The 25,821-nt window shown below is 43.7% G+C and carries 23 protein-coding genes, 1 tRNA gene and 1 pseudogene; 12 read left to right on the top strand and 13 right to left on the bottom strand.

All coding sequences use genetic code 11. From position 1 onward, the window contains the following. Positions 1–3: 3 nt before the first annotated feature. Together C1S73_RS24970 and C1S73_RS24965 are read left to right on the top strand one after the other, a co-directional pair. The gene (locus C1S73_RS24970; protein ID WP_005433583.1) at positions 4–219 is read left to right on the top strand and encodes a DUF3820 family protein; all 216 of its coding nucleotides are present in this window, start codon (positions 4–6) and stop codon (positions 217–219) included. Between the two features lie 41 nt (positions 220–260). After that, positions 261–503, top strand: coding sequence for a hypothetical protein (locus C1S73_RS24965; protein ID WP_038869642.1), 243 nt, complete (start codon positions 261–263; stop codon positions 501–503). A 162-nt stretch (positions 504–665) separates the two neighbouring features. Here C1S73_RS24965 and C1S73_RS24960 read toward each other — a convergent pair whose 3' ends face one another. The 3 genes from C1S73_RS24960 to C1S73_RS24950 all read right to left on the bottom strand — a co-directional run bounded on the left by C1S73_RS24960 (position 666) and on the right by C1S73_RS24950 (position 1,969). Further along, positions 666–1,004: a hypothetical protein gene (locus tag C1S73_RS24960; RefSeq protein ID WP_038869644.1), complete on the bottom strand. Its 339-nt coding sequence runs from the start codon at positions 1,002–1,004 to the stop codon at positions 666–668. 484 nt (positions 1,005–1,488) lie between these two features. Then, positions 1,489–1,737: a hypothetical protein gene (locus tag C1S73_RS24955; protein ID WP_038869647.1), complete on the bottom strand. Its 249-nt coding sequence runs from the start codon at positions 1,735–1,737 to the stop codon at positions 1,489–1,491. Between the two features lie 49 nt (positions 1,738–1,786). Continuing rightward, the gene (locus C1S73_RS24950; protein ID WP_038869648.1) at positions 1,787–1,969 is read right to left on the bottom strand and encodes a hypothetical protein; all 183 of its coding nucleotides are present in this window, start codon (positions 1,967–1,969) and stop codon (positions 1,787–1,789) included. A gap of 30 nt (positions 1,970–1,999) precedes the next feature. On the opposite strand from C1S73_RS24950, the gene pcp reads away from it, so the two are divergent. From pcp to C1S73_RS24930, 4 genes are all read left to right on the top strand, one after another. Beyond that, positions 2,000–2,638 carry a pyroglutamyl-peptidase I gene (gene pcp / locus C1S73_RS24945; protein WP_038869650.1) on the top strand — a complete coding sequence of 213 codons (639 nt, stop codon included), beginning with the start codon at positions 2,000–2,002 and terminating at the stop codon, positions 2,636–2,638. A 174-nt stretch (positions 2,639–2,812) separates the two neighbouring features. Then, the gene (locus C1S73_RS24940) at positions 2,813–3,076 is read left to right on the top strand and encodes a hypothetical protein (protein ID WP_038869651.1); all 264 of its coding nucleotides are present in this window, start codon (positions 2,813–2,815) and stop codon (positions 3,074–3,076) included. A 64-nt stretch (positions 3,077–3,140) separates the two neighbouring features. Then, positions 3,141–4,127, top strand: coding sequence for a CobW family GTP-binding protein (locus tag C1S73_RS24935; RefSeq protein ID WP_038869652.1), 987 nt, complete (start codon positions 3,141–3,143; stop codon positions 4,125–4,127). A 163-nt stretch (positions 4,128–4,290) separates the two neighbouring features. Then, positions 4,291–5,910: a diguanylate cyclase domain-containing protein gene (locus C1S73_RS24930; RefSeq protein ID WP_038869653.1), complete on the top strand. Its 1,620-nt coding sequence runs from the start codon at positions 4,291–4,293 to the stop codon at positions 5,908–5,910. Between the two features lie 77 nt (positions 5,911–5,987). Here C1S73_RS24930 and C1S73_RS24925 read toward each other — a convergent pair whose 3' ends face one another. Both C1S73_RS24925 and C1S73_RS24920 read right to left on the bottom strand, forming a co-directional pair. Further along, entirely contained in the window at positions 5,988–6,263 is a 276-nt protein-coding gene (locus C1S73_RS24925) for a hypothetical protein (protein ID WP_038869654.1), read from the bottom strand. A gap of 211 nt (positions 6,264–6,474) precedes the next feature. After that, positions 6,475–6,717, bottom strand: coding sequence for a hypothetical protein (locus C1S73_RS24920; RefSeq protein WP_038869655.1), 243 nt, complete (start codon positions 6,715–6,717; stop codon positions 6,475–6,477). A 291-nt stretch (positions 6,718–7,008) separates the two neighbouring features. Here C1S73_RS24920 and C1S73_RS24915 point away from each other — a divergent pair, with 291 nt between their 5' ends. Beyond that, the gene (locus tag C1S73_RS24915) at positions 7,009–8,301 is read left to right on the top strand and encodes a DEAD/DEAH box helicase (RefSeq protein WP_038869656.1); all 1,293 of its coding nucleotides are present in this window, start codon (positions 7,009–7,011) and stop codon (positions 8,299–8,301) included. A gap of 80 nt (positions 8,302–8,381) precedes the next feature. Here the strand turns inward: C1S73_RS24915 and C1S73_RS24910 are convergent. The 3 genes and pseudogenes from C1S73_RS24910 to C1S73_RS24900 all read right to left on the bottom strand — a co-directional run bounded on the left by C1S73_RS24910 (position 8,382) and on the right by C1S73_RS24900 (position 13,381). Beyond that, positions 8,382–11,485 (bottom strand): annotated as a pseudogene (locus C1S73_RS24910) (DUF6701 domain-containing protein). 315 nt (positions 11,486–11,800) lie between these two features. After that, positions 11,801–12,640: an arginase gene (locus C1S73_RS24905; protein WP_038869659.1), complete on the bottom strand. Its 840-nt coding sequence runs from the start codon at positions 12,638–12,640 to the stop codon at positions 11,801–11,803. A 6-nt stretch (positions 12,641–12,646) separates the two neighbouring features. After that, complete coding sequence (locus tag C1S73_RS24900; protein WP_038869667.1) at positions 12,647–13,381, bottom strand: IclR family transcriptional regulator; 735 nt, start codon at positions 13,379–13,381, stop codon at positions 12,647–12,649. Between the two features lie 448 nt (positions 13,382–13,829). On the opposite strand from C1S73_RS24900, the gene C1S73_RS24895 reads away from it, so the two are divergent. Then, complete coding sequence (locus C1S73_RS24895; RefSeq protein WP_038869661.1) at positions 13,830–15,296, top strand: EAL domain-containing protein; 1,467 nt, start codon at positions 13,830–13,832, stop codon at positions 15,294–15,296. Positions 15,297–15,300: 4 nt separating this feature from the next. Here C1S73_RS24895 and modF read toward each other — a convergent pair whose 3' ends face one another. Beyond that, positions 15,301–16,749, bottom strand: coding sequence for a molybdate ABC transporter ATP-binding protein ModF (modF, locus tag C1S73_RS24890; protein ID WP_038869662.1), 1,449 nt, complete (start codon positions 16,747–16,749; stop codon positions 15,301–15,303). Positions 16,750–17,033: 284 nt separating this feature from the next. Here modF and C1S73_RS24885 point away from each other — a divergent pair, with 284 nt between their 5' ends. Continuing rightward, positions 17,034–17,639, top strand: a complete 606-nt coding sequence (locus tag C1S73_RS24885; RefSeq protein WP_038869665.1) for a hypothetical protein — start codon at positions 17,034–17,036, stop codon at positions 17,637–17,639. 166 nt (positions 17,640–17,805) lie between these two features. On the opposite strand, the gene C1S73_RS24880 is transcribed toward C1S73_RS24885, so the two are convergent. Continuing rightward, positions 17,806–17,896 (bottom strand) — tRNA-Ser (locus tag C1S73_RS24880). A 330-nt stretch (positions 17,897–18,226) separates the two neighbouring features. Here C1S73_RS24880 and C1S73_RS24875 point away from each other — a divergent pair. Then, positions 18,227–18,907, top strand: a complete 681-nt coding sequence (locus C1S73_RS24875) for a MaoC family dehydratase (protein ID WP_038866605.1) — start codon at positions 18,227–18,229, stop codon at positions 18,905–18,907. 64 nt (positions 18,908–18,971) lie between these two features. Here the strand turns inward: C1S73_RS24875 and C1S73_RS24870 are convergent, their stop codons facing one another. Beyond that, the gene (locus tag C1S73_RS24870) at positions 18,972–19,799 is read right to left on the bottom strand and encodes a phosphate ABC transporter substrate-binding protein (protein ID WP_038866604.1); all 828 of its coding nucleotides are present in this window, start codon (positions 19,797–19,799) and stop codon (positions 18,972–18,974) included. 298 nt (positions 19,800–20,097) lie between these two features. On the opposite strand from C1S73_RS24870, the gene C1S73_RS24865 reads away from it, so the two are divergent. Further along, the gene (locus C1S73_RS24865) at positions 20,098–20,454 is read left to right on the top strand and encodes a DUF3024 domain-containing protein (RefSeq protein ID WP_038866602.1); all 357 of its coding nucleotides are present in this window, start codon (positions 20,098–20,100) and stop codon (positions 20,452–20,454) included. 24 nt (positions 20,455–20,478) lie between these two features. Here C1S73_RS24865 and C1S73_RS24860 read toward each other — a convergent pair whose 3' ends face one another. Then, a complete protein-coding gene (locus C1S73_RS24860; protein ID WP_038866601.1) occupies positions 20,479–21,273 on the bottom strand; it encodes a helix-turn-helix transcriptional regulator in 795 nt (264 codons plus the stop codon). Positions 21,274–21,345: 72 nt separating this feature from the next. Continuing rightward, the gene (gene rnb / locus C1S73_RS24855; protein WP_038866600.1) at positions 21,346–23,349 is read right to left on the bottom strand and encodes an exoribonuclease II; all 2,004 of its coding nucleotides are present in this window, start codon (positions 23,347–23,349) and stop codon (positions 21,346–21,348) included. Between the two features lie 379 nt (positions 23,350–23,728). Here rnb and C1S73_RS24850 point away from each other — a divergent pair, with 379 nt between their 5' ends. Further along, complete coding sequence (locus tag C1S73_RS24850) at positions 23,729–25,687, top strand: DEAD/DEAH box helicase (RefSeq protein ID WP_038866599.1); 1,959 nt, start codon at positions 23,729–23,731, stop codon at positions 25,685–25,687. Positions 25,688–25,821: the final 134 nt, after the last annotated feature.

The following is a 25,821-nucleotide window of genomic DNA, read 5'->3' as shown; positions in this document are numbered from 1 at the left end:
TATATGTTAGAAAAAGAAAACCTTATTAAACTCGCTCGAATGCAAATGCCGTTTGGCAAATACGCTGGGCGTGTTCTTATTGATCTTCCAGAAGAATACCTACTCTGGTTCGATAAAAAAGGTTTTCCGGAAGGGGAGCTAGGCGAACTGCTAAAGCTCTGCCTCGCACTTAAAATTGAAGGCTTGGACAGTGTTGTTAAGCCTTTAAAGCGCATGTAACCTGCCACAGAAACTCCCTATTTTTGATTTAAAGAATTACCATGAATTTTGATATTAATGCACTGAAACACCACCAACTGGTCGAAGATGGTCAACTAGAAGGGTGTTACCTTCATCAACCTGCAAAGGGCAGTCAGCAAGATGACAAAGCGGTTTTGGCAGAACGCCAAGCGTTGGAAAAGGTGGGGTACAAGGTGATACAGGTTCAAGCGAAAGGCGGGACCACAACGTTTGCCGAAGCGATGCAGGAGTTTGCAAAGAAGACTGGCCACCAGCCTCAGTAATAAGCGGATTCAACCGATTCAACTACCTACCACTTTTCTCGCAATACCCTCGGCTTCATACAAAAGAGTCAGACTATCAAGCTGACTCTTTTTTGCCCCATTCCTTGCAAGCCATGCTGCTCGCTAGTTAACCGCAGCATTGCCTTTCTCGTGGAATAATTTTCAGTTCATTCGGGTAATAAAGGTTTGGTCATCATCCACAAAAGCGACAAATCCGCCGTGATAGATAAACACTCGCCCGCGTCCCTCGACTAAGCATGCTAGCTGTGGGTTCAAGTCTTCTTCGTTATCTTGGCTTTCAAACGTGCCGGTATCCGTGATTACACCGTTGAGTGCAGGCAAATATCCATAAGTGCGCTTGGCTTGATCAATCAGGCTCAATTCACTGTCGATAGAGAAACAAGAGGGGATCGCATCAGCGTCTTCGATGAATATAGGTTTCAGTTCTTCAAAAGCTGTAATCACCAGCCAGTCGATGCCGTTTACATGATGGATAAACATAGAGTTGCTCGATAGTTTTGATGCGGAGATTCTATCACTATCAAGTACAGAACGTAGTAGAAATTTAGTTGTTCAAGGCGATAATTCTGTGCTACTTCCTGACATTCACCACGTCAACTTGAGACAGGTTTCTGTCTAATATTAAGTGGCCATAACAAGCATACAGAGATCTCTAAAAAAGCCCCGTATAGCCCAAGGCTGTCAAGCGGACTATAAGGGGCAAACAGAGCAACTAGGATCACTGCTCTGCGATGGTGTCTGGAAACGACAATTAGAAATCGCCTCCGAGATAAATTCTAGGAATTTCTTATCTTGTTTTGTCAGCGAAATGTCACGACTGGTTACCATGCAGACAAGCTTATTTTTTATTTTTGAACAATAGCTTAGAAAGCCAGCGGGCATTGTAGGAATGGGCTGAAATGCCTTACGGAGGGTGCAAAAAAGCTCGCGATATAAGCGAGCTTTTTGTCATTTAAAAGCAGGATTAATGCTTGCGCTGCGGGCCGTGACGAACGATGTCTTTTCCGTGTTCGTAAACGTGTTGAGAAACCCAACGTCCAAGAACTAATTGATGCTTTTCGTCCAATACTGCAACAAATGGACGGCCATCAGTGTTGGTTGTTGCTAATGCTACGCCAGCGACGCCTTCAAGACCTAGCGCGCCACTTTCAATTAGATGTAGGAAAGCTTCTAGCTCTTCCAATGTTTCGATAACGTGATTATCAATGTTCATTATCTTCGATCTCTTCGAATTGCAGATACTCAATGGTCGCGTACTCTACCTAACTTACCGTTAGAAACCAAGCTAGGATTTGCTCAGCAGAACATTGCTTTGCAAGTTCAAGATAGGGGCTATCTCCAATTTTACGCCAAATGTAAGTCGCGGTTTTGTGCAGTTCATTGCCGCGATGTAATAATACTTGGCTTTGTGACGCTAAGTTATTGTAAATTCGAGTCTCAACCATTGAGTTTTACTATCAAGAGAAAATAGTCCGATGAAGAAAGTGTTAATGACAGGTTTTGAGCCATTTGGTGGTGAATCCATCAACCCTGCTTTAGAAGCAGTAAAGCGACTTGATAGAAAGAAACTCGATGGCGGCGAGGTGATGATTTGCCAAGTGCCCGTCACACGTTATGAATCTATCGATACCGTGGTTAACGCGATTGAGCAATACCAACCAGATATTGTCATCACAGTAGGGCAGGCAGCAGGGCGTGCAGCGATTACTCCAGAACGTGTGGCAATTAATGTAGACGACTTCCGTATCCCTGATAATGGTGGCTATCAACCAATCGATGAGCCAGTAGTTCAAGATGGCCCAGACGCTTACTTCACAACGCTGCCCATCAAGGCGATGACAAACGCTTTACAAAACGCGAGCATTCCATGCCAAGTATCAAATACGGCAGGGACGTTTGTATGTAATCACCTGTTTTATGGTATCCAGCATTACTTGCGTGATAAATCGGTACGTCATGGCTTTGTGCATATTCCTCTTTTGCCAGAGCAAGACGCTTTAGGCAACCAGCCAACCATGTCGTTAGATGTTATTGTTGAAGGGTTAGCGCTCTTGGCTCAAGCCGCGATTGACAACGAATCTGACATTGCAGTCAGCGCAGGCCAAATTTGTTGATACACAAGCCAAATTCAAATCCTTAGATGAACGCCGAGCACCATTAAGCTCGGTGTTTTTGTATCTGTTAAGTCGCTCAAATTTTGTGGGGTATGAAAGGAGTAGCATTGAACTGTGAAATGGATAAGTAACACCGATTCACTTTGATCTCTCGTTCAAATAAGGCGAACTATCATGAAAAGCAATAGAAGTAAGATCATTGCACTTTCCTCTGCGGTTGTTTTCGCTTTGGCTATTGCCGCTTTAAAATTTGAAAACACCCTCGGACTGCTTCCAATCCTTGTAGCGATTGTCGCGTTTTTTACTTGTGTGATTCACACCAGCATGCACCTTTCTGGTGTTAAAAATGCGGATGCATTTGGTTATTACCAACAATCTCAGCAGACAAAAGCGAATGCGTTGCATAAAGGCTTAGACCCTCGCGATAAAAAGCGTTGAAGCAAGTCACATTCTCCGTATACTTTGGCAAAAGCATTTAAGCACAAGCTTGTCGGAGAAGAGCATGTCAAATCGAGTACCAACCAATATACTGACAGGATTTTTGGGTGTCGGTAAAACCACCGCTATCTTGAATTTATTGAAAAACAAACCAGAGAACGAGAACTGGGCTGTGTTAGTCAATGAGTTTGGTGAAATTGGTATCGATGGTGCGATGATGACTGACCAAGGCGCGATGATCAAAGAAGTGCCGGGCGGTTGCATGTGCTGCACGGCTGGCGTGCCTATGTCTGTTGGTATTACGGCTTTGCTGCGCCAGAACCCTGACCGTCTTCTTATTGAGCCGACGGGCTTGGGCCATCCAAAGCAAGTAGTTGCGACGCTAACGTCTGAGCAGTACCAACCGTATGTGAATCTTAAAGCTACGATTGCGCTGGTGGACCCGCGTAACCTAAGTAACGAGAAGTACCTTTCTAACAAAAACTTTGTTGATCAGCTTGATAGCGCAGATGTGGTCATTGGTAGCAAAGTTGACCTGTGTACAAGCCATGATATTGATGTTTTCAATGACTGGGTGACAGACCAAACGCCTTCTAAAGTGTTCAGTAAGCTGATTCACGACGGTGACTTACCGATTGAAGTGCTAGATATCGAACGGGTGCACGGCAGTGCTTCTTCTCATATTGAAGCGCATCATCATGATCATGCTCACCAAGAGCCTCAATTCCAACTACCTCCGGGTGAGGCTTTCATTCGTAAAGAGAACAAAGGGCAGGGTTACTTCAGCTGTGGTTGGTTGTTCGGCGCGGAATACTCATTCAATTTTGATCAACTGTTCTCCATGCTATCTGAGCTAACTGCTGAACGTGTGAAAGCAGTGATGAACACAGACCAAGGTTGCTACGCGTTTAACGTGGCGAATGGCGTGGTTTCAGTCAATGAAATGAGCCTACAGGGCTTCGAATCACGCCTTGAGGTTATTGACTCTCAATTGATGCCTTGGGACCAGTTGGAAGCGCTTCTACTAAAGCTTTGTGACATCTCAGAATAGACACCAACCAAGATGGAACAGGGCCTGAGTGGATACTCGGGCCTTTTTTATTCGCTTTCACTGTTGAGACGATAGAAAATTTTTATCGATACAAACCTATTTATATGTGATTTGCATCACTATAATTGCCGGTTTTATCACTGGGTAAGAAACCGGAGACCACTTGAATTCTACCTTTACTTTTTCTGAGTTGAAGTTCTTCTGCTTACGCTTTATCGCGATTTTCTTTCTGCTCGTTGCGGTATTTGGCGCCATCATTCATTACGACAAGTCTGCGTCAGAAGAGGCAGAGAAGAGCAATATTCGTGTTCAACAAAAAGCGCTTCTAGAGGGTAAGAAACAATACATCGAGTGGGTAATGGGCTCCGTGGTAAGAGAAACTGCTTTGTTATCCGACATTATGGAAGCGAGAAAGGTGTACGACGTGGTGGCGTTGTTGCCTGTGGCCAAGCGCGATGTTGAACTCACAAGGCTGAGTACCATTTTGGAAGCAGTCAGTCAGCGTAAAGAAGTGTATGACCAACTTCGTTATCTCGATTTGGAAGGGAATGAAGTGGTTCGTATTAACTTTAACGATGGACACTCACAGGTCGTACCGACCGAGCAGCTACAAAACAAAAGCCACCGTTACTACTTCAATAAAGCATTGCAGCTAGGTTGCCGAAAGATCTACGTATCGCCTTTAGATTTGAATGTTGAGCATGGTCAGATTGAAGTACCGCTTAAGCCTATGATTCGTCTGGCCACTCCTGTCTTTGATGAAAAAGGGCAAAAGCGTGGCATCGTCGTGGTTAACTATCTTGCGAAATACCTAATGGAAGGCATGGCGTTGTTTAATCTCGATATGGGAACCAACTACATGTTGCTCAACAAAGACGGTTATTTTTTGTTTAACAAACAGCGTCGCGATTCTGAGTTTGCATTTATGTACAACCAACGAAGTGATGAGACCATCTACAGTGCATTTCCAGAGTTGGCCGAACAAATTCACAACACGTCTACAGGCCAGATCGAGACGGATAAAGGCATCATGACGATCGAGTCCGTTGGTGCTGTTGATCGCATCAATCCATACTGCTTTCAGGACTACCACGTTAGCGAAAACAGCTCGACGGCATGGAAGTTAGTTTCTTATGTTGATTTTAGCGAAAGGAAGGACATTGTCAGTTCACAATACGAGCGAAAATGGTTAATGCAGGTTGGCGTGGTATTGAGCATTATTCTGGCTTACTTTATTGCGCGCTTTCAACTGCGAGCCTTTGCCGATAATCAACGTATCCACTACTTGGCTCACCACGACAGCCTTACTGGTCTCGTTAACCGTGGCGCATTTCAAAATCAAGCGACAAATACGCTGGATCAAAACTTAAAAGCAGGAAAAATGATCTGCTTGATCTACCTCGACCTTGATGGTTTTAAGTTCATTAATGATGAATATGGGCATTCAGCAGGAGATAAAACCTTAATTCATGTTGCATCCGTAATGCATCGTGTATTTGGTAGTAAAGCCTTGCTGGCACGTCTAGGCGGTGATGAGTTTGCTATTTTGTTGAGCTCTCAAGAGCATATGCAAAATCCTGAACACTACGCGGCATCTTTGATTCAGTTGATTCAAGATCCAATTGAAGTGTTACCAGGGACCTTCCATCAAGTGACTACCTCGATTGGCGGTTGTTATACAAAAGGGCAGGATTGCACACTCGACGAGCTAATGCATCAAGCTGATATGGCGATGTATGAAGCGAAGAAGTCAGGTAAGAACCGTTACTACTTTATAAAATAATCCATTCTACAAGTAAGGCGCATACTGCGAAGGAATTCCAATGCGCCTTAACTTTAGAAATGGCTAAAAACCATTGCTTAAAGCTCTAGCGATAACATCGGTACCGTCGCTTGGTACACGATAAGTTGATCTTTTTCTAGAGTGGGTGCGGTGTAATCAATATGGTCAAGGCCGAGGTTCTCTCGGACGTGTTTTTGGTCAAGGTCATAATCGAGGTAACCTGATTTGACCTCTATGTTAGTCGGCAGAACGGCGACCGATTTCACTTTTCCTGACCAGTTCATCAAAGCGCCTGCTGCATTCACGTTGAATGAGAGGGCGATTAGCATTAGCGATAATATTTGCTTTGTCATGATAACCTTCCTTGTTTATGCGACGTCTTTATAGCGGCCAGTCAAAAAAGTTCTTTAATGCTAATTATTGACTGAAGTGATGAGACATCACAATTCTTTACTGTCAGTATGTAAGGCGACCGGACTGCGGAGATGATTAAATTTGGTGAGATTATGGATGAGAATTAAAGTGACCAAAAAGAAGGTAGGCAGCCACTCCTTGGCAAGCAGATTATAGGTCTAAGGCCAGCATAGGAACGTTCGCCTGATCGATGATGATCTGATCCTTTGTCAGGTTGGTTACTGATAACTCGACATGTTTTCCGTAGAGATCAAAGTGTACGGTTTCTTTCTCGACGGTAATATTAGCGGGAACTTGAGCGATCGAAGGTTCGACGCCCGACCAGCCCATCGTCGCGGTTGCGCTGTATGAATTTAAAGAAACCATTGCGAGAGCCAACAAGCATTTGTTCATGATTCTATTCTCTATAGTTAGATTGATTAGGTTGATTAAAACGCGCGCAGTGTATGTCTATAAATGTACAACTAGTTTGATATATATCAAGTGGTAGGCATTATGAAAAAAGATTTTATAAAATGCTAATTTATGAATGAGGAAGAAATAACCTAGGTGTAAAACCCAGAAAAAGGTGACCTTTTTTGCAGATTAGGTATTGAAAAAAGTGAGATAAATCACTTGAATTCGGGTATAGTGCACGGCTAAATTTTCAAAGCTATCTAGTGGTTTGTTTAAGGAATACGCTCAATGTCATTTTCATCTCAAGGTTTTGCGCCAGAAGTGGTTAAAGCACTGGCAGAATGCGGTTATGAGAAGTTAACGCCAATCCAACAAAAGGCGATTCCAATGGCTCGTCGAGGCCATGATATTTTCGCTACTGCACAAACGGGTACGGGTAAAACCGCAGCCTTTTCTTTGCCAATGATTCAACGTTTGCTTGATAGTGGTCGTAACGCTTCTCGTAAGACAGCACGTGCACTTATCATGGCTCCGACTCGTGAATTAGCAGAGCAAATCGCTGATAACATCAAAGCTTACACTAAGTATACGAACCTCTCTGTTGCGGCTATTTTTGGTGGTCGCAAGATGTCATCACAGGTGACAGCATTAGAAAATGGTGTGGATATTCTGGTTGCAACGCCAGGACGCCTAGAAGAGCACATTGAACAAGGTAACGTTTCAGTAGCAAACATTGATTTTCTTGTGTTTGATGAAGCAGACCGAATCTTGGATATGGGCTTTATCAATGCGGTTCGTAAAATCATGTTAGATGTGGATACCGACCCACAGATCATGATGTTCTCAGCAACAACCTCTAGCCAATTGAACGTTCTAGCAAGAGACATTTTACGTAAGCCAAAGCGTATCGAAGTAGAACGAGCGAATACTACGGCTCAAACTATTGCTCACGTATTGTACCCAGTAGACCAGGAGCGTAAGACAGAACTACTTTCTGAACTTATTGGTCGTAAAAACTGGAAGCAAGTGCTGGTTTTCGTCAACTATAAAGAAACCGCAAACGACGTAGTAAAAGAGCTGAAGCTGGATGGCATTAAAGCGGTGGTTTGTCATGGTGACCGTGCGCAAAGTGCTCGCCGTCGTGCTCTGGAAGAGTTCAAAACAGGCAAAGTACGCGTAATGGTAGCGACGGACGTTGCTGCTCGTGGTTTGGACATCGAAGACCTACCTCACGTAGTCAACTACGACATGCCATTCTTAGCAGAAGACTATGTTCACCGTATCGGTCGTACTGGTCGCGCTGGTAAGCAAGGTCATGCCGTGTCGTTTGTTAACCGTGAAGAAGAGTTGACGGTTGTACAGGTGGAAAACCTAATCCAGCAGCATATTCGTCGAATCGAACTAGCTGGTTACGAACCAAAACAACGTGAAGCTTACATCGAGAAGTTGAATTCAAAACCGGCATTCAAAAATCGTCAAGGTCGACGTAATAACCCGAACCAATCGGCTACGGACCAAGGATCAGCAGAACGTCGTTTAGCGATGGTAAAACGTTTGAAAGCACGTCGTTCATCAAACTAATCATCGTTTATTGAAAAAAGACATTCTACGAAGAGCGCCCCTCAACCGAGGGGCGCTTTTTTATCTATGAAATGAAGAGGTTAATTCATCCCTATAAAATTGGGCTCTCCTCGATAGATGATACGGTCATTACCACGATGAATGCCAAAGGTCACGACTGTTGGCGGGTTATCTTCTTCTTTATTGGTCTTATCCCAATTGTATTTCAACCAAGGTAAGTTATTGCCGCCACTGCTTAGGTCTAAATGAAAGCGAACCTGTTCTCGTGCAGAGTCCACTTGGCTTGCGACAAGGTCATACGTTCTGCCTGCTAGCATCGTCCCTTCGCCAGATAGCTTGGTGTTATTTGGTGAAGAATTCGACCAAATAGGGGTTCTGGAGTGATGTTCTCCGTTGGCAGTGGTTGCGCTGTCTTCAAAGTGCGTCACAAAACGGCTACCTTGCCAAACTTCGACGTCAAGTGGGACCTTGATGGTCATACCTTGGTTGCCGCCAACGTCTTTAAAATTAAGCCTGCCAAAGCGGATATCCGGTTGTTCTTTTAAGATATGTCGGTCATCAAAGAAGTGTATTTCATCGACGACGTTTGTGTGAGTTAGACCTATTTCACTCTTTGTTGATTTTGAGTCTTTATTGAATGGGCCGTCTGGATACTGACCATCAGTTGCATCCTTCTCCCAGCAAGGGCTATTGTCACAATTCGCATTGCCAGTAGCTTTTTCAATTGTGAAACTGCCAACACTTGCGTCACCCACCAAGTTCCACTCAACCGAGTGCGCTGCTGGTGGAATGAAACGGTCTACGTAGTCACTCAATTCGCCCAAATGGAAGTGTTCTCGAAGACTGGCATCGAAATACACGTAATTCTCGATGTCTTCTTGTTTGGCATTAAGGGCGACCACGTCATAACGAACCTCTTCAAATGGTTGATTCATGTAAATGAAGTTTTGTTTCGTCGGGTACGTCCATTCTGCCTCTCTCACCTTAAAGTATTTGGCGTAGAAGCGACCAACATTTCGAAAGCCAGTGTTAACCGTCATATCAAGGTACTGACTACTTAAACTTGCTTTGATCTTTAGGCTGCCAACTTCTTCCCAGTACAAGCCGGAGAAGGTGTATTTAGAGTTCTCACTCTCGGTATGGCTGCGAGTGAGTGACAAGGTACTTTCCAGTAACTTCTCGGATTGGTTTGCTGTTTCGGTCGGTGTCTTTTGTTTACTGCTTAATACGATGCTTGCCGAGGGGGCATCTTCCAACATAAAGTTGCCAGTAACATCTGCATCGCAATAACTCTTTGTATTTACTTCACCAGTAACAGAGCCACCACTTTGCCAAATGATGGGTTTAACGGTCAGTGAGAAGTGTTCTCCAGCGGCAATAAATCCAGGACCACTTTTCGAAGTACCGGAAGCTAGTGTGGTTGAACCGTCGCAAATGGCCAGTGTCCATGGTCGAGATTTGACATCAAATGTACCTTCAACGTATACAGAGCCATCATCTGGACATTCTGCGAAACCTGAGCACTCGAATCTATCGGACATTTTTACAGAGAACAATCCGGATTCATTCGTAATTAAGCCGTGACTCGAGACACCGTCTTTAAAATCTGCAGAATAACTAAAGTTGCCTTCGCTGCCACCTGCGGGTTTGATCAGAGGATGAGTGATTTGAGGTTTGCCATCATAATTGGTTGCAATGACTTGCTCACCAGTAGTTGCACACGCCAACAAGCGAGTGTCCACGGTCTGCGATTTACCAGCAATGACGTGGATTTCTTTAAGGCTACTCAGGTCCTCAGCGTAGGCTTCGAACATATATGGCGTAAACATAAACTGGACAGTCTGCATTTTGTTTGTGTCGTCCACCATGGTGAAAGTCAGTGTGTAATTTGAATCTAGTGAAATCGAATCGATATCATGCGGGATGACTTTTATTACCAAAGTCCCGTCATCTTTCGAGATAAAGTTGTTGTCGTCAGTTTTCTGTTTTCCTTCGACCATTTCAAGCGTGAATAGGTCAGGATGAGAGAGAGTAGCCAATACTTTAGCGCTCGTTACTTCATCATTGTTGGTTGTAGTCACGGTAAACTGAGGGAGTTCATCACCACACATTAGTGCGATGTCTTCTGTTGGTGTGACGACAAGGTCGAAGTCATCATCGGTTGGGGGGTAATATCGCATATCGGAATCTCGTCCGGCATAGGGCACTGTTTAGGTAACTGGTTACCATACGTACAGTCTAAGTCGTCGAAGCCACAATAGTTTTTTGAGACCGTTTCGACGGGTACTGCGGAGTATATGAAGCCACATATTGATGTGTCTTGGAGAGAGGCTTGCTGAAATGAATTTACCGCCAACTCTGGAGCGTATACGTTACTAATGGCATCAATGGTAACTTTATTACCTTTAACACTGTTCGTTAAATTCTTGGTTCCGAAAATATCTATATTCTTAAAGTCTACTGTCGAGAATGCGTTAGTGTTACCAACAATTAGGTTTCGCCCACCTTCTGAAGAGATGTGTTGGCCGATTGATTGTAAGTCACCACAAACTTTTGCTTGAACTAACTTGATATTGCCATTGCTGGTCAGGTTGCCATTGACGACGCTGTCTTTAGCTAATAGAGAAGTATCTACTATGTTGGAGCTAGAAGAGCCTGCATAAACGTTGCCGTCTATCTGAGTGCGCTCAAGTTCAACTTTTCTCAAAGCATGGATATCACCGAAGACAAAGTTTGATTGCCCTTTAAGCGATATACTGCCACCAGAGCTCTTGATATCACCAAAAACTATCGTATCTTCGATAGAAAGCAGACCATGTGAGGTCAAATTACCAACTATCTGACTCGGTTGGCCTGTATTTTCAACGACGATCTCTAGGTTTGCGCCTTCTGTCTTTATGTTGATTGGCGTTGTTCCAGAGCCAATATTATTTTGCCCTTTGAGCAAGACATTGCCATAGGCAACGATGGTTGCAGTCTGTTGAGGCTGAGTTGAGTTTTCAATATGAGCGCCTTCTGGGATACGAATAGCACTGGAGCAGGTATAAGTGGTTCCCTGAACTTTGAATGTGTCGCCCACACAGATTTCATTCAAAGTGGCGATATCGGCGAGGTCATAAACTTTTGCCTCTGCCATTACCGGGAAGAGTAATGCTGTACTTAAAATGCTGAAAAAGCGCATCATCAAGTGTCCTAAATCTAGTGGAACTTAATGGCACCAAGCGAGTGTGAGCAAAAGGCTCATCGAAGTTAAGTTTGCGGTTTAGTTTTTTATAGTATGCCCGCTTAGTTATTGAACTTTGGTTGCTTTTTATTCGTATGTCATACCAAGTTCATATGAGTCTATTAAAGCGTGAATGTGATCTTAGTTCAATAGTTTTGGTGGGTATGTGTCGCACTTTTAGCGTATCAAATTGTTAGAAAATAATAAGAAAGGGTTATATGTGACCGAACGGATAGAGCCAACACCTTAATGTTGGCTCTGATGTAGAAGTACGCCTTATGCGGCATGGTCGATCAAAGGAGCCATTTGATAAAGCTCTTGGAGAATCGCTTTCGTTTGTTTCGAATAGACAAGACGATCTTTGTCTCCGACAAGTTGTACCGCTTTTACCTTTCCTGATACCAGACACAAACGAATCGTACGAAGAACCATTTGTATATCCAGCGCGGGTGTTCCATCTAGACTGTTCTTTGTCAGTAGTGATGCCAAATCAATTGATATGACGATCTGATCACAATGGTCTAAATAGCTTCCGACTTGTTGCTTGAGGTGATTGCGGTAACGAAAGGTAAATTCGCGGTCGGTAACCCAATCACACCCTTGATCTTCGGCATAGTCCCAAGCTTCTTGTTTGGTATCTTGCTCACTCGCGCCAGCAAAGAACATGCGGACATTTGGGTAGCGTGACAGCGCAAAATGAAAAGCGGAGCCAAGGCGAGGGTCTAGTGTCGGTTTTAGGCTCATTCGGTGCCCGATATTTATGATGCCTATTTCGTCATTATCGCAAACCACAACTGGCAACATGGATAGAATGGCTTCCGTACAATTCGATAAGACAACCGGTATTGAGTGGCGCGAAAGAGACAAGCTTAATGCCTCTTGAAAATCGCCACTCTCAATCTGAGGATGGGAAAAGTGCCCAAGGTTCGCGGCTGAGCCTTGATCGTGTTGTTGATAGAGCCAGTCACTGGCATTCTCTAAACTTTGATCGGCCAAATCAAACGTGCCACTGCTCATCGGGGCTAAATGCTCACAAACCGTCATAAAAGAAAAAGGGTAATGGTGGACGGACTTATGAGCTCGATGAAGTTTGTAGCGTTTGAAAAAGCCTAACATGATGAATTACCTTTCTGGCGGCAACGCTCTCGCTGCCTGCAACACATGCAAAATGATACGCTGCTTATCCTTTTCGACCCGGTGAGCCGGAGCCATTACCGAGACTGCGCCAATCAATTTACTTCCTTTCATGACTGGTGCGCTAATGCCAGAAACACCAGGATCGATTTCTGATGTACTGACAGCGTATCCGTTCTTACGGATGGTACTGAGCTCTTGTTCCCATTCGCTGAGGCGATGATCTTGCCCAAAATGACGCAAGATTTTTTCGCAACGGCTTTGAGGCATGAAAGCCAGCATCACCTTAGATGAGGCGCCACGAAGCAATGGTTGACTTTGACCCTGGACGTAGCTGCATCGAAGCGCCTGCATACTCTCTTTCTGTCTGACACAAAGCGCGCGGTAACCAGAAGGCACCATGTAAGCGGCCATTTCGCCTGTTTGTTGAACTAGGCGAGCTAAAATGGTTTCCACCATATCTAAGCCATGTTGCGCGGTCTCATAGCTATGCATTAGCAACAAAGCGGCTGGGCCGACTACAAATGTCTTGTCGTGGACACTTTCCTCTATCAAGTTCCATTCTTTAAGCAGCTTTAAATGTCGATAAAGACTACTCAAAGGAACAGCCAGTTGTTCACTGAGCGTTTTCGCAGAGACTGGGAATGGACTAACTGCGACTTGCATGAGCAATTGCAGCGCCTTTTCGTTTACCTGATTAGCGTTGGCTTTGTTTGTCGTCATGAGCATGTTGTAACGTGATAATGGGTATGCAACAACTATAATTCTTAAACGTTGAGAAAAGGAAAATAATTGGGATTGGATATTCTCATATAATGAGAAAAAGCCATATTAATGTTTTTCCTTTAAGAGGAGGGCTCGCCATTTAAGCATCGGGTCATGATTTTTCTTCCTGCAGACTTCACCTTTACCTACTGGTTAAATTAGCAATTTTTGTGTGAATTCCTCTTCACAGATCGCATTCCAGTTATGAAAGTTGGTAAACTCTGTCTCTCAAATGAGCCATGTATCAATAACTCATTGTTATATTTGCGGCTTTATTACTTGTTAACCATACTCAATCAGTGGACAGGTTCTGGCGGTTGCTTTTGAAGTGGTTTCTTAAGTATCTGATAGGGAAGCGTTATTTGTATTTTGTTTGTAAGTTTGATTGAGAAGAGATTATTCCTCGATGATAAATAAAGAGCTTTTGAAAAAAGCCATCATTTACTTGCTCCCGCTGCCCCTTATTGTCGCGGAAGTTTTCTATTTAGCGCATCAAAGTGTTCAACGTAACCTTGACCATATTCTTGATAAAAATCTGCAAGTTGCGGATGAAATCCTGTTTCAAATAGAGACAGAAAACCGGACAGCATTGATCAATCCGGAGCGTTGTGAAGCAATACAACAAAATTTAATGTTTGAGAGACACATTGACGAGACCTTGATCGTAAAAGATGGTCAGATCATTTGTTCCTCGAAACTGGGATCAATGAATCGTCCGATGGAGAACTATGTTCAGCTATATCGCAAAGGTGAACTTACGCTAGGTCAAATCACTGGCTATGCTGACCAAGTCTTATTTCTGATCACCCCCAAAGAGGATGCACCGGAATACCAAGCCGTTACTATCGTGGATAGAGACTACTTTGGCGCGACGATTGGTTATCGTAATGATGTACGTTTAAAGCGTTCGGCTATGTTTGTTGGTAAGGATTCTGCGCCCAAAGATGCTTCTATGCAGGGAGAAAACGCAGTATCACTTGGCTACTCTAAGTTGTTTGACTACGAGGCTCTAGTGGAAGCCAGCGATTTTTACGTTGAGCAGAAGCGCTTTTCATATGTGATTTCAGCGCTTCCAATATTATTACTCTTTTATCTCTTAATTTTCTTAGTAAATCGCTTCATCGATCCTCAGCGAAGTTTAGTTTCTGACTTACGCAAAGCGATTAAGAAGCGGGAGCTCTTATTGCATTACCAACCTCAAGTAGATTCGAGAACTGGTAAAACGTTTGGCTATGAAGCCTTAGTGCGTTGGCCTCACAAACAGAAGGGTTTTATTTCTCCTGATGAATTTGTACCTGCGGCAGAAGAGAGCGGGTTGGTGGAGATGCTAACTGATTTCGTATTAGAAAGAGCGTGTGAGGATTTTTCTCAATTTAAGTTCGAACAGCCAGTCCATCTAGGCATCAATGTCCCACCAGGTTATCTTGCTGGCGCTCACGTAATAAGAAAAATTGAGACCATTCATCGGAAACTGAAACAATACAATGTTGAGATGAGCATTGAGATTACCGAGAGGCAATTGATTGATGGGGAGGCAAGGTGCCACATTGCCGCGCTCAGGTTACATGGGATTCAGGTGTTGATCGATGACTTTGGCACAGGGCAAACCGCATTGGCAGTTCTGCAACATATGAAGGTCGATTATCTGAAAATTGATAAGTGTTTTGTTGATACCATCGGGATTGACAGCGTTAATTCCACGGTATTGAATGCAATTGTTAGATTGGCTGAGGATCTACATGTCGATCTGATTGCAGAAGGTGTCGAAACTCGGGAGCAAGCAGCACACTTGACGATGTTAGGTGTGAACCTACACCAAGGCTATTTCTATGCTAAACCACTTCCTTATTCGGAAGTGGTTGGTTCTCAGTAAATGCTTACTCAGTACTCCCTTTATAGCATTGAGTCTGTTCGTCGAATCTGAATTCTAGATAATTCTGAATACTCTCTAAGCCATCTTCCTGATAGTGAGAAACATATAGGAGCTGGCTTAGGTTTTCTTTTGCAACTAACTCAAGGGTGTTTTTTACCAGCACTCGACCAAGGTAATCTAAACCTTGGTAGGGCTCATCCAGTATTAACAACGTTGGTTGTTTTACAATCGCTCTAGCTATTAAGAGCAAGCGCTGTTGACCATATTCCAGTTGTTTGAACGACGTTTTCTCATACTGCTCCATATGCAAGATTGTCAGCCACTCTTTAGCTATATTAAGTTCTTTCTTACTTGGTTTGGAGTACAACCCAATTGAGTCATAAAACCCTGATAGAATGACATCTAGTGCGCTGCAGTTGACTCGATATTGCAGATGTAGTGCGGAAGAAACCATGCCAATGTATTGCTTGATTTCCCATATGGTTTCGCCAGTACCGCGCTTTTTACCAAAGATGTGGATGTCGTTGCTGTAACATTGGGGATGATCACCAAAAATCAGGCCTAGTAGTGTGCTTTTTCCGCAGCCATTTGGTCCTTTCACTTGCCAGTGTTGACCTTTATCGATACGCCAATTCAAATCGGTGAAAATGGTTTTCTCAGTGTATTCCACCTTACCGTTCTTTAACTCAAAGATAGGGTTGTCGAAATGCGTCGAGTGCTGATGCTGACGAATCAACGCCATCATCTCTTCACTTTGTTTCTCTGACTGCGCTTTTATCTGCGCTATGACAGGGTGTAGGTCCCAGCTTTGCTTATCCATGGTGCTATCAAGCTTGCCTGCGTTGAACAGCGCAATACGTTCTATCCAGTCAGGCATGTCAGATTCACGAGAGAAGGTAATCAGCATTTGCACTGATTGAGAAAGTGTTTGAAGGTAAGCCGCCAATGAGGCGCGGTGAGCGACATCCAAACCAGTAAACGGGTTGTCTAGCAACACTAAGTCAGGCTTGGTCGCTAGCGCTCGGGCAAGCATAACGCGTCGTGTTTCACCCGTTGAAAGCACTCGAAAACCGCTTTCTGTTAAATGTGATAAATCGAGGTCTTCAATCAGATCCTGTGTGAAGGCTTCATCTTGGCAGACTTCAAAAATCAACTGGTAAACGGAACTGCCTTGGTCAATACGGTCAAGAAAGTCGGTATCGTCCTTTTCTATCTCCAGTTCCAATAATCGTTGTTGCTCAGAAAGGGAGACCTGAGCAATATGACAATCTTCGATGTTCAGTTTACCTGATTCAGGTTTAATCTCACCACACAGTAAGTCACCAAGCATCGAACCAATATCGCCCTCAGAACTGAATATACCCCAAGATTGCCCGGCTTCAATCTGCCAATCGTCGATAGAGAGAGTAGAAGTGTTTTCCTTTGCAGTAAGCTGATGAAATTGAATCGGCATTGTGTCTGTCTTCCATGATTTATTGTTGTGTTATTTGTTATACCAAGATTGCTCTCGCTATTGCTATTTTTGTCCAATGAGACTCGAACTAATTGGATAAAATGTGACCTGAAAAATGTGCAAGAAACAGTTGTATTCGTGAAAGCATCTCTCTTTCAATGGGAATGGTGTACTGTTTTTTGTTTTCTATCAAACATCAGTAAATATGATGTGGTATATAATCGATTGCATATTCTCTTGAATAGAGAAATGACAAAATGAAAAAGATATAAGAGTTGATAAAAATGAAAACCAAAATGTTGTCTATTGCACTCATGTTAGCTTCTCCATTAGTTTCGGCTAAGTGGTTAAATACAGACAATACTGATGAAATAAGTGAGCGTCGTACTTTAAGTGCTTTCTCTTATAAGTATCAGCAAGAAGAAAGCATTGGCGTTCGGTGTGATATCTCGAATGGAAAAAAGGAAACTCTACTCACTTTTGATGTAGATAGCGCGCTTGGTGTCCCTAACACAGAAGTAGATATGTTTGTCAAAGTAGATGATAACAAGCCAATAAAATTTAGAGGGCGTTTATACAGTAATTCTTATAGATCAGGCTTTGTTCGTATGAACGATAAAACTGGCGTTCAAATTAGCAAACTGTTAGCTCAAATGATTGCTGGAAACAGAGCTTTCGTTAAAATTCAGAACGATAGACGTTCCGAAATTGTTGATTACAGTGTGAGCTTATCTGGTTTCACATCTTCCTCAAATAAGACCCTCTCTGCCTGTGATTTGAACCCAAAAGCAGTAGAGATGAAAGCTGAAGATAAAGACAGATTAAGTGAAATCAACGAGGCAATAAAAAAGCTAAATTCTGAGAAAGAGGCAATTTTATCCAAGTATTAGCTTAAACCGCTGAAATACGAAAGAGCCCGCTAATATCTTGGCGGGCTTTTTACTAGAATATGGCGGAGTGCTGGGGTCGCACACGACTAGGGATTTAGAAATCTCGTAATTTTCCAAGCGCTAAAACGACGAAAGCCCGTTGATTTCTCAACGGGCTTTCTAAATGTGGCGGAGAGATAGGGATTTGAACCCTAGATACGCTATTAACGTATGCCGGTTTTCAAGACCGGTGCTTTCAACCACTCAGCCATCTCTCCGTTGCGGGAAGTATAATAGGGTGAGTAGAAAACGTTGTAAAGTATTGATTTCATCTAAAAGAACTGTTTGCGCGTTTTATAGTCACACTTCTAGAAGGTGAATATCACAAATTACCGTAGAAAAGATGATTGTTACGATATATTGTAGAGTATTTACTTTATGCTGTGGTTACTTAATAAAATAGTGTTTTATTGCTATCTTCATGAAAAATAAGAATTAAATGACTTTGAGTATACATGTGTTCGCCCGAAAGTATTTGCAACATAGTGTGAGTTAATTCAAAATTAACTGGTATAGCCAGTTGTGCTTGAATTTATCGAAGGGTTTTTATGAAAGTCACGAATCTATTTAAAGACAAAGTTGGTGCGATCTCTGCTCACCAATCAGAGTTTATGAATTGGATGTCTCCAACGCTACGCGATTATTGGGGTGACTTTTTAGGTCGAGCACAAAGCAGTTTTCTTTTTTCTAAAGTACGTGATCATCAGCAGCCTGCTGTGAATGAGGAAGTGATTTCTCAACCTGATCCAATTGTCCTAAAACCAGAAGCACAAGTGCTTTTCGATGAGTTGAGCGACAAGGTTGGTGAAGTGATCCACGTGGGTGATTGGGTTCATGTTTCTCAAGAACGTATCAACCAATTTGGTTCGGTAACGGAAGACATGCAATGGATCCACACCGATCCAGAACGTGCTTCAACAGAATCACCATTTAAAACTACGATTGCTCATGGTTTCCTGACGCTGGCGCTTTTGCCGAAGCTGACAGACTCTGTTGATCCAGAAAAACCAATGTTCCCAACAGCAAAGTTGGTCGTGAACCTAGGTTTAAACCAAGTACGTTTCCCGTACCCTGTGAAGGCGGGTAACAATGTACGTGCATCAAGTACGCTTACTAAAATCACACCAATCAAGAAAGGCCTTGAGATTGAGCGTGAAATCAAAGTAGAAATTGAAGGTATTCGTCGACCTGGAGCGGTGGTTGTTTCTGTGATTCAGTTGCATTTCTAATCGGAATAAAAAGATTCAAACAAAAAAGAGAGCTCAACTAGGCTCTCTTTTTTGTATCTGCGGTTTACTGATTGAAGCTTTTTACTGGTGTGTAACCGTAATCTGCAATCGCTTTTTGACCTTCTTGCGATTTCAGAAACTTCACGAAGTCTTTGCCTGCTTTTTCCAATCCATCGACCTTGTACAGAACTAAAAATGGGCGAGCTAGCTTGTATTTGTGATTGGCGATATTGCTCGCTGTAGGAGCAGTGCCTTCAAATTGAATCGCTTTTATTGACCGGTCAACTGAGCCAACAGAGATAAAACCAATCGCGTGAGGGTTATGGTTTACGATGGTTTTTACCATGCTATTGCTGTTGACGACAAGGTTGTTCGGATTGATATCAGAGACCAGGCGGTCGTTCACGATCTTGGTTAATCCAAGTAGACTTTCAAAGCTGTAACGAGAACCGGAAGAGGCTTCACGAGTGACGACTGCGATAGGTTGGTCTGTACCGCCAACTTGCTTCCAGTTGTCGACTTTACCTTTGTAGATATCAAACAGTTGTTGTTCCGAAAGGTTGACTACAGAGTTAGTGCGGTTAACAACAACAGCAAGACCATCATAAGCGATAGGGAATACGTTTAAGTCTTCTCCTTTCTCTCTTTCTGTTAAATAGCGAGAGCTCATCCCCATCTCAACCACACCTTTATTTACCATAGTGATACCAGCTGTTGAGCCAATACCTTGCACGGCAATATAATCATCAGGGTGTGTTTTATTATATTCTTCTGCAAGTACATCCATTACTCGTGCAACGGAGGTAGAACCTGAAATATTCACTTCTTTTGCCACAGCAGAAGGAAGGGAAAGAGCCATGGCTAATACAGTTGCCACAGTAAAACGTAACATATTGAACTCCATATACGGTATATCGCAGCGCTCATCATATTTCGTTCAGGTTACACTTTTGTGAATGCAGATTGATATGTATAGCGAATTATCGATTGCGCTCGTTTTATGTTGATAACTATCAATAATATCGGATGGGAGGGTTTTACTGAATTGAGGTGAAAGAGGTGACGCAGTTAGCTTTTCGGCATCAAATGCGATGCTATTCTAGACTTGAGCGGGCGCATGCCCGATGGTGATTTCTGCCTCTCTCAGGCACTTGGGTATATACTAAGAACAACATATCAGGAGTACGCTCATGTCCGTGTCTCAAATGGCGACCAGTCGCCTACATAAGTTGGTTCAAACGCTTTGCGCTAGACGAAATGTCAATTTGCCAGTAGAAGCGCTGGGGAAGTGCTTGTACGAGCCTATAGAGAACGGTGTCGAGCTTTATCATGCGCACTTCTTACTTGATTCACAACACAGTGAGTACACATCTCCCATCGCTAAAATCCTATTTGATGCTAAAACTCAACTTTGGTGCTTTTATGTTCCGATCTATCGTGAAGAAGAAGTGGTATGGATACCTTACGAGAAGCTACCAAGTAGTCAAACGCTTGAGGTGCTTCTCGCCGAACTGGAAAGCGATCCTCAAGCGTGTTTTTGGGATTGATGGCTAACTTATCTTCAACCCCTATTATTTTGCGATTTGGCTACGAAACTCTTTTGGCGTGATGCTGTAAATCGATTTAAATGCGGTACTAAAATGTGCTGCGCTTTTAAACCCAGATTCAAAGGCAATTTGAGTAATGGATTTCTGAGAGACACGAAGTTGGGTTGCTGCATGGTTGATGCGCTTCACTTTCAAAATATGAGAGAACGAAAGGTTCTCCGCTGCCAATCTACGCTTGAGTGTGGCGATAGACATACTCATGTGCGTTGCTAACGCTTCTAACGTGATGTCTTTTTCTATGTTCTTTTCAATATACTTAATCGCCTTCTGAGACGCGGTTAGGCTGCTTGCGTCATCAATGATAGATAATATGTCTGGCTGAACTTCTACCATCAGTGACAACAGGGCGAGGGCAATATGGCTTTGAGCGTATTGTGGTGCTTTGTTATCTGCTAATTCAATTAACGCGCTCTTAAGCTGCGAGATAGCTAGGTGGCCTTGAGCTGAAAATGGATAAAAGCGACGATCGTCGGTGTCTGATGTAATCGTAGGGTGGGCCGATTTGAATTCACTGAACAAACCGATGTCAAAGACCAAGGCAATCGCTTTAAAACCGCCAGGTTTGGCTTCTGCACTTCTTAAGTCCGCTGAGTTATAAAGGGTGAAATCTCCTGCTTTCAGTTCAAATTGTTCGCCACTTGGCTGGTTGATAACAAGGGTGCCTTCCTCAACAACATATAACCCGTTGTGGGTGGCGGTGTAGCGTTCACTTTTGCGAGCAGTGAAGTGATTAAAGCGAATGATCTCAATGTTCGGCATATTCGTTCTTATCGTTTTTACATGACAAATAAAAAAGGCGCTCAGTTGAGCGCCTTTAAACTTTAACCGGTATTATTCACTCACAGATTCTTCTGTTTGTGTCGCTGGCTTATCAGCGAATACCTGGGTCGGTTTTGCAACTAAACTGCGGTTTTCTTGGTTTACGTCCGAAAGAACAATTTCCAATGTATCACCCAGTTTGTATACCACTTCTTTATCGATAGAAATGGTACCGTTGTCACCGTTACACTCAATTCTTTCTTTATTATCAAGAATCAAGCTACCAGGAATAAAGGCCGCTGCGCCATTTTCGAGAAGTCGAACACGTGCTCCAGCACGATTAATATCGAAAATCTCACCTGTGAAACACGTTTTCTTACTTGGCTCTTCTGCAAGAGTACGAGCATATAACCAATCTGACACGTTTCGCTCGGCAATTTTGTGGTGCTTACGGTGCAGTGCTAATTCTTCGCCGACTTCATCATCAGGTGTTTGAACCGGTTCTTTGCCAAGAATAACGGCTTTCAGCATGCGGTGGTTGATCATGTCGCCGTATTTACGGATTGGTGAAGTCCAAGTCGCGTAGATATCTAGACCCATTGCGTAGTGAGGAAGTGGTTGGTTGCCTACTTCACTGTACGTTTGGAATTTACGGATACGGTTATCTAGGTATGTCGTTTCTTGTTCGCCCAACCAACGACGAAGTGCCGCAAAGCCTTCTAGTGTCGCAACTGATTCTGCTGTGAATTCAAGTGTACCTTCAGGGTTTACCATTTGAACGACTTCTTCGATTTTCTCAGCTTTCAAGCCTGCGTGTGTGTTGAACACGCCCGTTTCAAATTTGTCACGTAGTGTACGGCCTGCACAGATGTTTGCAGTGATCATCGATTCTTCTACAAGACGGTTTGCGCTGCGGCGCATGTCCGCGTGAATAGCAATAACGTCGTTGTCTTCGCTTAGTTCAAAACGGTAGTCTGGGCGATCTGGGAAGATAACGGCATTCTTTTCTCGCCAATCAGCGCGAGCAAGAGAAAAGTCATATAGGTCACGAACGATGGTTGCGATTTCTTCTGATGGTTGCCACTTGTCTGAGCTGCCGTTTTCTAGCCAATCTGACACATTGTCATAAGCAAGGCGCGCATGAGACTTAATGTTTGCTGCGAAGAAGTTGATATCATCACCAACGACACCTTCTTTGCTTACTGTCACAGTACAGCAAATCGCAGGGCGTACTTCATCTTCAATCAGTGAACATAGGTTATCTGCAAGGTCACGTGGAAGCATAGGAATGTTACGACCTGGAAGGTAGATAGTGTAACCACGTTCACGTGCAACCTTATCCATTTCGTCTTCTGGTGTAATGTATGCAGTTGGATCGGCAATTGCGATGGTCAGTTCAAAGTCGCCAGACTCTGTCTTCTTCGCAAACAGCGCATCGTCCATATCTTTGGTTGATTCGCCATCAATGGTGACGAAAGGTACGTGTGTCATATCAACACGTTCTAGATCCGCATCGTCTTTCAATTCCCAGTTATCAATGCCAGCAGGCTCTGAGTTTGGCAAATCGTTTTGTGCAAGCGTTACCCACCAAGGTGCAATCTTGTCGTTTGCATCGGTAATCTTCTCAGAAATCTCTACGAAGAATGAGTTGTCACCTTTAAGAGGGTGACGAATAAGATGAGCAACAACCCAGTCGCCTTCAACGAAATTGTCAGGCTTTAAGCCTTTCTTTAGTTTCGCTTTAAGAGAGAGCTTTTTCAGCTGTGGGTGATCAGGTGCAACGTTTAGCTTGCCTTTGAACATTTTTACTCGGCCAATAAAGCGAGTTACAGCTTGTTCTAGCAGCTCTTGTGGTTCTGCGACTTCACGTTCGTTTTCAGTGCGGATGATGGCAACGACTTTGTCGCCGTGCATGCACTTTTTCATGTACGCTGGTGGGATGAAGAAGCTGGTTTTGCTGTCCACTTCCAGGAAGCCAAAGCCTTTATCGGTTGCTTTGATTGAGCCTTCTTTTTTAGGCAGGTTTTCTTGGATTTGTTGCTTAAGCTGAGCTAATAGAGGGTTATCTTGAAACATCTTTTCTTAACTTACCAATGGAATTGGGCACACTATAATCATTGCGGGCTATTATTACTACCTAAAGCCCCCAAATTCACTGTGAATTATTGATGAATTGAACAGCGTTGTGGTGCTTTTCTCTACGGAGAATGGAGGGGTAGGTGGAATTTTATGCGAATATTACCATTAGTGAGAATAAATTGTGATGTAATTCAATTTTTTCTAGCTTTTTTTATGCATTTAAGGAATAATCCGCCTCCCTTAGTCGTCCCTAATGGCTTATCGCGGTTGTGTACTGTGCTAATTCCTTTCTGAATGGATTTAGTATCTGGATGGATCAGTATCGAATTGGAAGAGCATATGGGACTGTTTTTTTGTTTAATTAAGTAGGATCCCAATGCAAGATTCTGTTATTCAATTCAGTGATTTATCTCTGAATGATTCTATCCTTTCTGCTCTAGACGGAATGGGTTTCGTGTCACCAACTCCAATTCAGGCTGCGGCAATCCCACACCTATTGGAAGGTGCTGACGCGCTGGGCAAGGCACAAACGGGTACAGGTAAAACGGCAGCATTCTCTCTGCCTCTTCTAAACAAGTTAGATCTTGATCAACGTAAACCACAAGCAATCGTTCTTGCTCCAACTCGTGAGCTAGCGATTCAGGTTGCGGCTGAAATGAAAAACCTTGGTAAAAATATCAAAGGTCTTAAAGTTCTAGAAATCTACGGTGGTGCTTCTATCGTGGATCAAATGCGTGCTCTTAAAAACGGTGCACACGTTGTTGTAGGTACTCCTGGCCGTGTTCAAGACCTTATCAACCGTGAACGTCTACATCTAGACGAAGTTAGCACTTTCGTACTTGATGAAGCGGACGAAATGCTAAACATGGGTTTCGTGGACGACGTAACTGCAATCATGGAACACGCTCCTGAATCAGCTCAACGCGTTCTATTCTCTGCAACTATGCCACCAATGCTGAAAAACATTGTTGAGCGCTTCCTACGTGATCCTGTAACTGTTGACGTTGCTGGTAAAAACCACACTGTAGACAAAGTTCAACAACAGTTCTGGGTAGTGAAGGGTGTAGAGAAAGATGAAGCAATGTCTCGTCTTCTTGAAACTGAAGAAACTGACGCGTCAATCGTATTCGTACGTACTCGTCAAGACACTGAGCGTCTAGCTGATTGGCTATCTGCACGTGGCTTTAAAGCTGCTGCACTGCACGGTGATATTCCTCAGTCTCTACGTGAGCGTACTGTTGATCACATCAAACAAGGTGTTATCGACATCCTAGTTGCAACAGACGTTGTTGCACGTGGTCTTGACGTTCCACGTATTACACACGTATTTAACTACGACATCCCATTCGATGTTGAGTCTTACATCCACCGTATCGGTCGTACTGGCCGTGCTGGACGTAAAGGTAAAGCGATCCTGCTTGTTCGCACTAACCAAATCCGCATGCTTCGCACTATCGAGCGCGTAACTAAGTCATCTATGGAAGAAATCCAACTTCCTCTACGTGACCAAGTTGCTGAAGCTCGTCTAAGCAAGCTAGCTGCTGAACTGGAAGCAGAGAAAGAGCACAAGTCACTAGACAAATTCGCTGAGCTAGTAGAGAAACTACAAACTTCTCTAGAAATCGACCCAGCGATGCTTGCGGCAATGCTTCTTAAGCGTCAACAAGGTAAACGTCCTCTATTCTACATTGGCGAAGACCCAATGGTTGAAGCGATTGAACGTGACAAGCAACGTCGTAAAGAGCGCCGCGAAGGTGGTCGTGAAGGCGGTCGCAGCTTCAATACACAAGATTGGGATACTTACCAGCTTCAAGTTGGTCGTGAGCAAGGTGTTCAAGTGAAAGACATCGTTGGTGCTCTAGCTAACGAGCTTGGTCTAGGCAAAGGCTCTATCGGTGCGATTAAGCTAGCTCAAGGTCACACATTTGTTCAGCTACCAAAAGCAATGACTTCAGACGCAGCAAGCAAGCTAAGCAAGCTTCGCATCCGTCAACAAGAAGTTGGCGCTGTAGTTTGTGACTTTGATGACTTCCGTGAGTCTCGTGGTGGTGGTCGTCGTGACGGTGGTCGTCGCGATGGTGGTCGTCGTGATGGCGGCGGTTACCGTGGCAACCGTGAAGGCGGCAACGGCAACCGTGGTGGTGATCGTCGTGAAGGCGGTCGTCGCGAAGGTGGCTTCCGTGGTAACCGCGATGGCAACCGTGAAGGTGGCAACCGCGAAGGTAACCGTGAAGGTGGCGAGCGTCGTTTCGATCGTAACCGTGGTGGTGATCACCGTGGTGCACACCGTGGTGAACGTGGTCACGGCCGTGGTCGCCGCACGCAAGACGCATAATATCTGCACACTATTGCATTAAAAAATAGTTGAATATGAAAGCCGAGCGAAATGCTCGGCTTTTTTGTCTCTGCTCTTCTATACTCTATTCATTCAAAAAAATTCGTAATATTTTTGTTTTCTTACTCATATAT

Source organism: Vibrio jasicida 090810c (genome assembly GCF_002887615.1).
GTDB classification, from domain to species: domain Bacteria; phylum Pseudomonadota; class Gammaproteobacteria; order Enterobacterales; family Vibrionaceae; genus Vibrio; species Vibrio jasicida.
The sequence above is the reverse complement of the archived record's forward strand: the minus strand, read 5'-3'. Positions and strand labels throughout refer to the sequence as shown.

Coding starts and splice junctions, on each gene's coding strand:
- C1S73_RS24970 (WP_005433583.1), top strand. CDS start 4: ATGTTAGAAAAAGAAAACCTTATTAAACTCGCTCGAATGCAAATGCCG.
- C1S73_RS24965 (WP_038869642.1), top strand. CDS start 261: ATGAATTTTGATATTAATGCACTGAAACACCACCAACTGGTCGAAGAT.
- C1S73_RS24960 (WP_038869644.1), bottom strand. CDS start 1,004: ATGTTTATCCATCATGTAAACGGCATCGACTGGCTGGTGATTACAGCT.
- C1S73_RS24955 (WP_038869647.1), bottom strand. CDS start 1,737: ATGAACATTGATAATCACGTTATCGAAACATTGGAAGAGCTAGAAGCT.
- C1S73_RS24950 (WP_038869648.1), bottom strand. CDS start 1,969: ATGGTTGAGACTCGAATTTACAATAACTTAGCGTCACAAAGCCAAGTA.
- pcp (WP_038869650.1), top strand. CDS start 2,000: ATGAAGAAAGTGTTAATGACAGGTTTTGAGCCATTTGGTGGTGAATCC.
- C1S73_RS24940 (WP_038869651.1), top strand. CDS start 2,813: ATGAAAAGCAATAGAAGTAAGATCATTGCACTTTCCTCTGCGGTTGTT.
- C1S73_RS24935 (WP_038869652.1), top strand. CDS start 3,141: ATGTCAAATCGAGTACCAACCAATATACTGACAGGATTTTTGGGTGTC.
- C1S73_RS24925 (WP_038869654.1), bottom strand. CDS start 6,263: ATGACAAAGCAAATATTATCGCTAATGCTAATCGCCCTCTCATTCAAC.
- C1S73_RS24920 (WP_038869655.1), bottom strand. CDS start 6,717: ATGAACAAATGCTTGTTGGCTCTCGCAATGGTTTCTTTAAATTCATAC.
- C1S73_RS24915 (WP_038869656.1), top strand. CDS start 7,009: ATGTCATTTTCATCTCAAGGTTTTGCGCCAGAAGTGGTTAAAGCACTG.
- C1S73_RS24905 (WP_038869659.1), bottom strand. CDS start 12,640: ATGTTAGGCTTTTTCAAACGCTACAAACTTCATCGAGCTCATAAGTCC.
- C1S73_RS24900 (WP_038869667.1), bottom strand. CDS start 13,381: ATGACGACAAACAAAGCCAACGCTAATCAGGTAAACGAAAAGGCGCTG.
- C1S73_RS24895 (WP_038869661.1), top strand. CDS start 13,830: ATGATAAATAAAGAGCTTTTGAAAAAAGCCATCATTTACTTGCTCCCG.
- modF (WP_038869662.1), bottom strand. CDS start 16,749: ATGCCGATTCAATTTCATCAGCTTACTGCAAAGGAAAACACTTCTACT.
- C1S73_RS24885 (WP_038869665.1), top strand. CDS start 17,034: ATGAAAACCAAAATGTTGTCTATTGCACTCATGTTAGCTTCTCCATTA.
- C1S73_RS24875 (WP_038866605.1), top strand. CDS start 18,227: ATGAAAGTCACGAATCTATTTAAAGACAAAGTTGGTGCGATCTCTGCT.
- C1S73_RS24870 (WP_038866604.1), bottom strand. CDS start 19,799: ATGTTACGTTTTACTGTGGCAACTGTATTAGCCATGGCTCTTTCCCTT.
- C1S73_RS24865 (WP_038866602.1), top strand. CDS start 20,098: ATGTCCGTGTCTCAAATGGCGACCAGTCGCCTACATAAGTTGGTTCAA.
- C1S73_RS24860 (WP_038866601.1), bottom strand. CDS start 21,273: ATGCCGAACATTGAGATCATTCGCTTTAATCACTTCACTGCTCGCAAA.
- rnb (WP_038866600.1), bottom strand. CDS start 23,349: ATGTTTCAAGATAACCCTCTATTAGCTCAGCTTAAGCAACAAATCCAA.
- C1S73_RS24850 (WP_038866599.1), top strand. CDS start 23,729: ATGCAAGATTCTGTTATTCAATTCAGTGATTTATCTCTGAATGATTCT.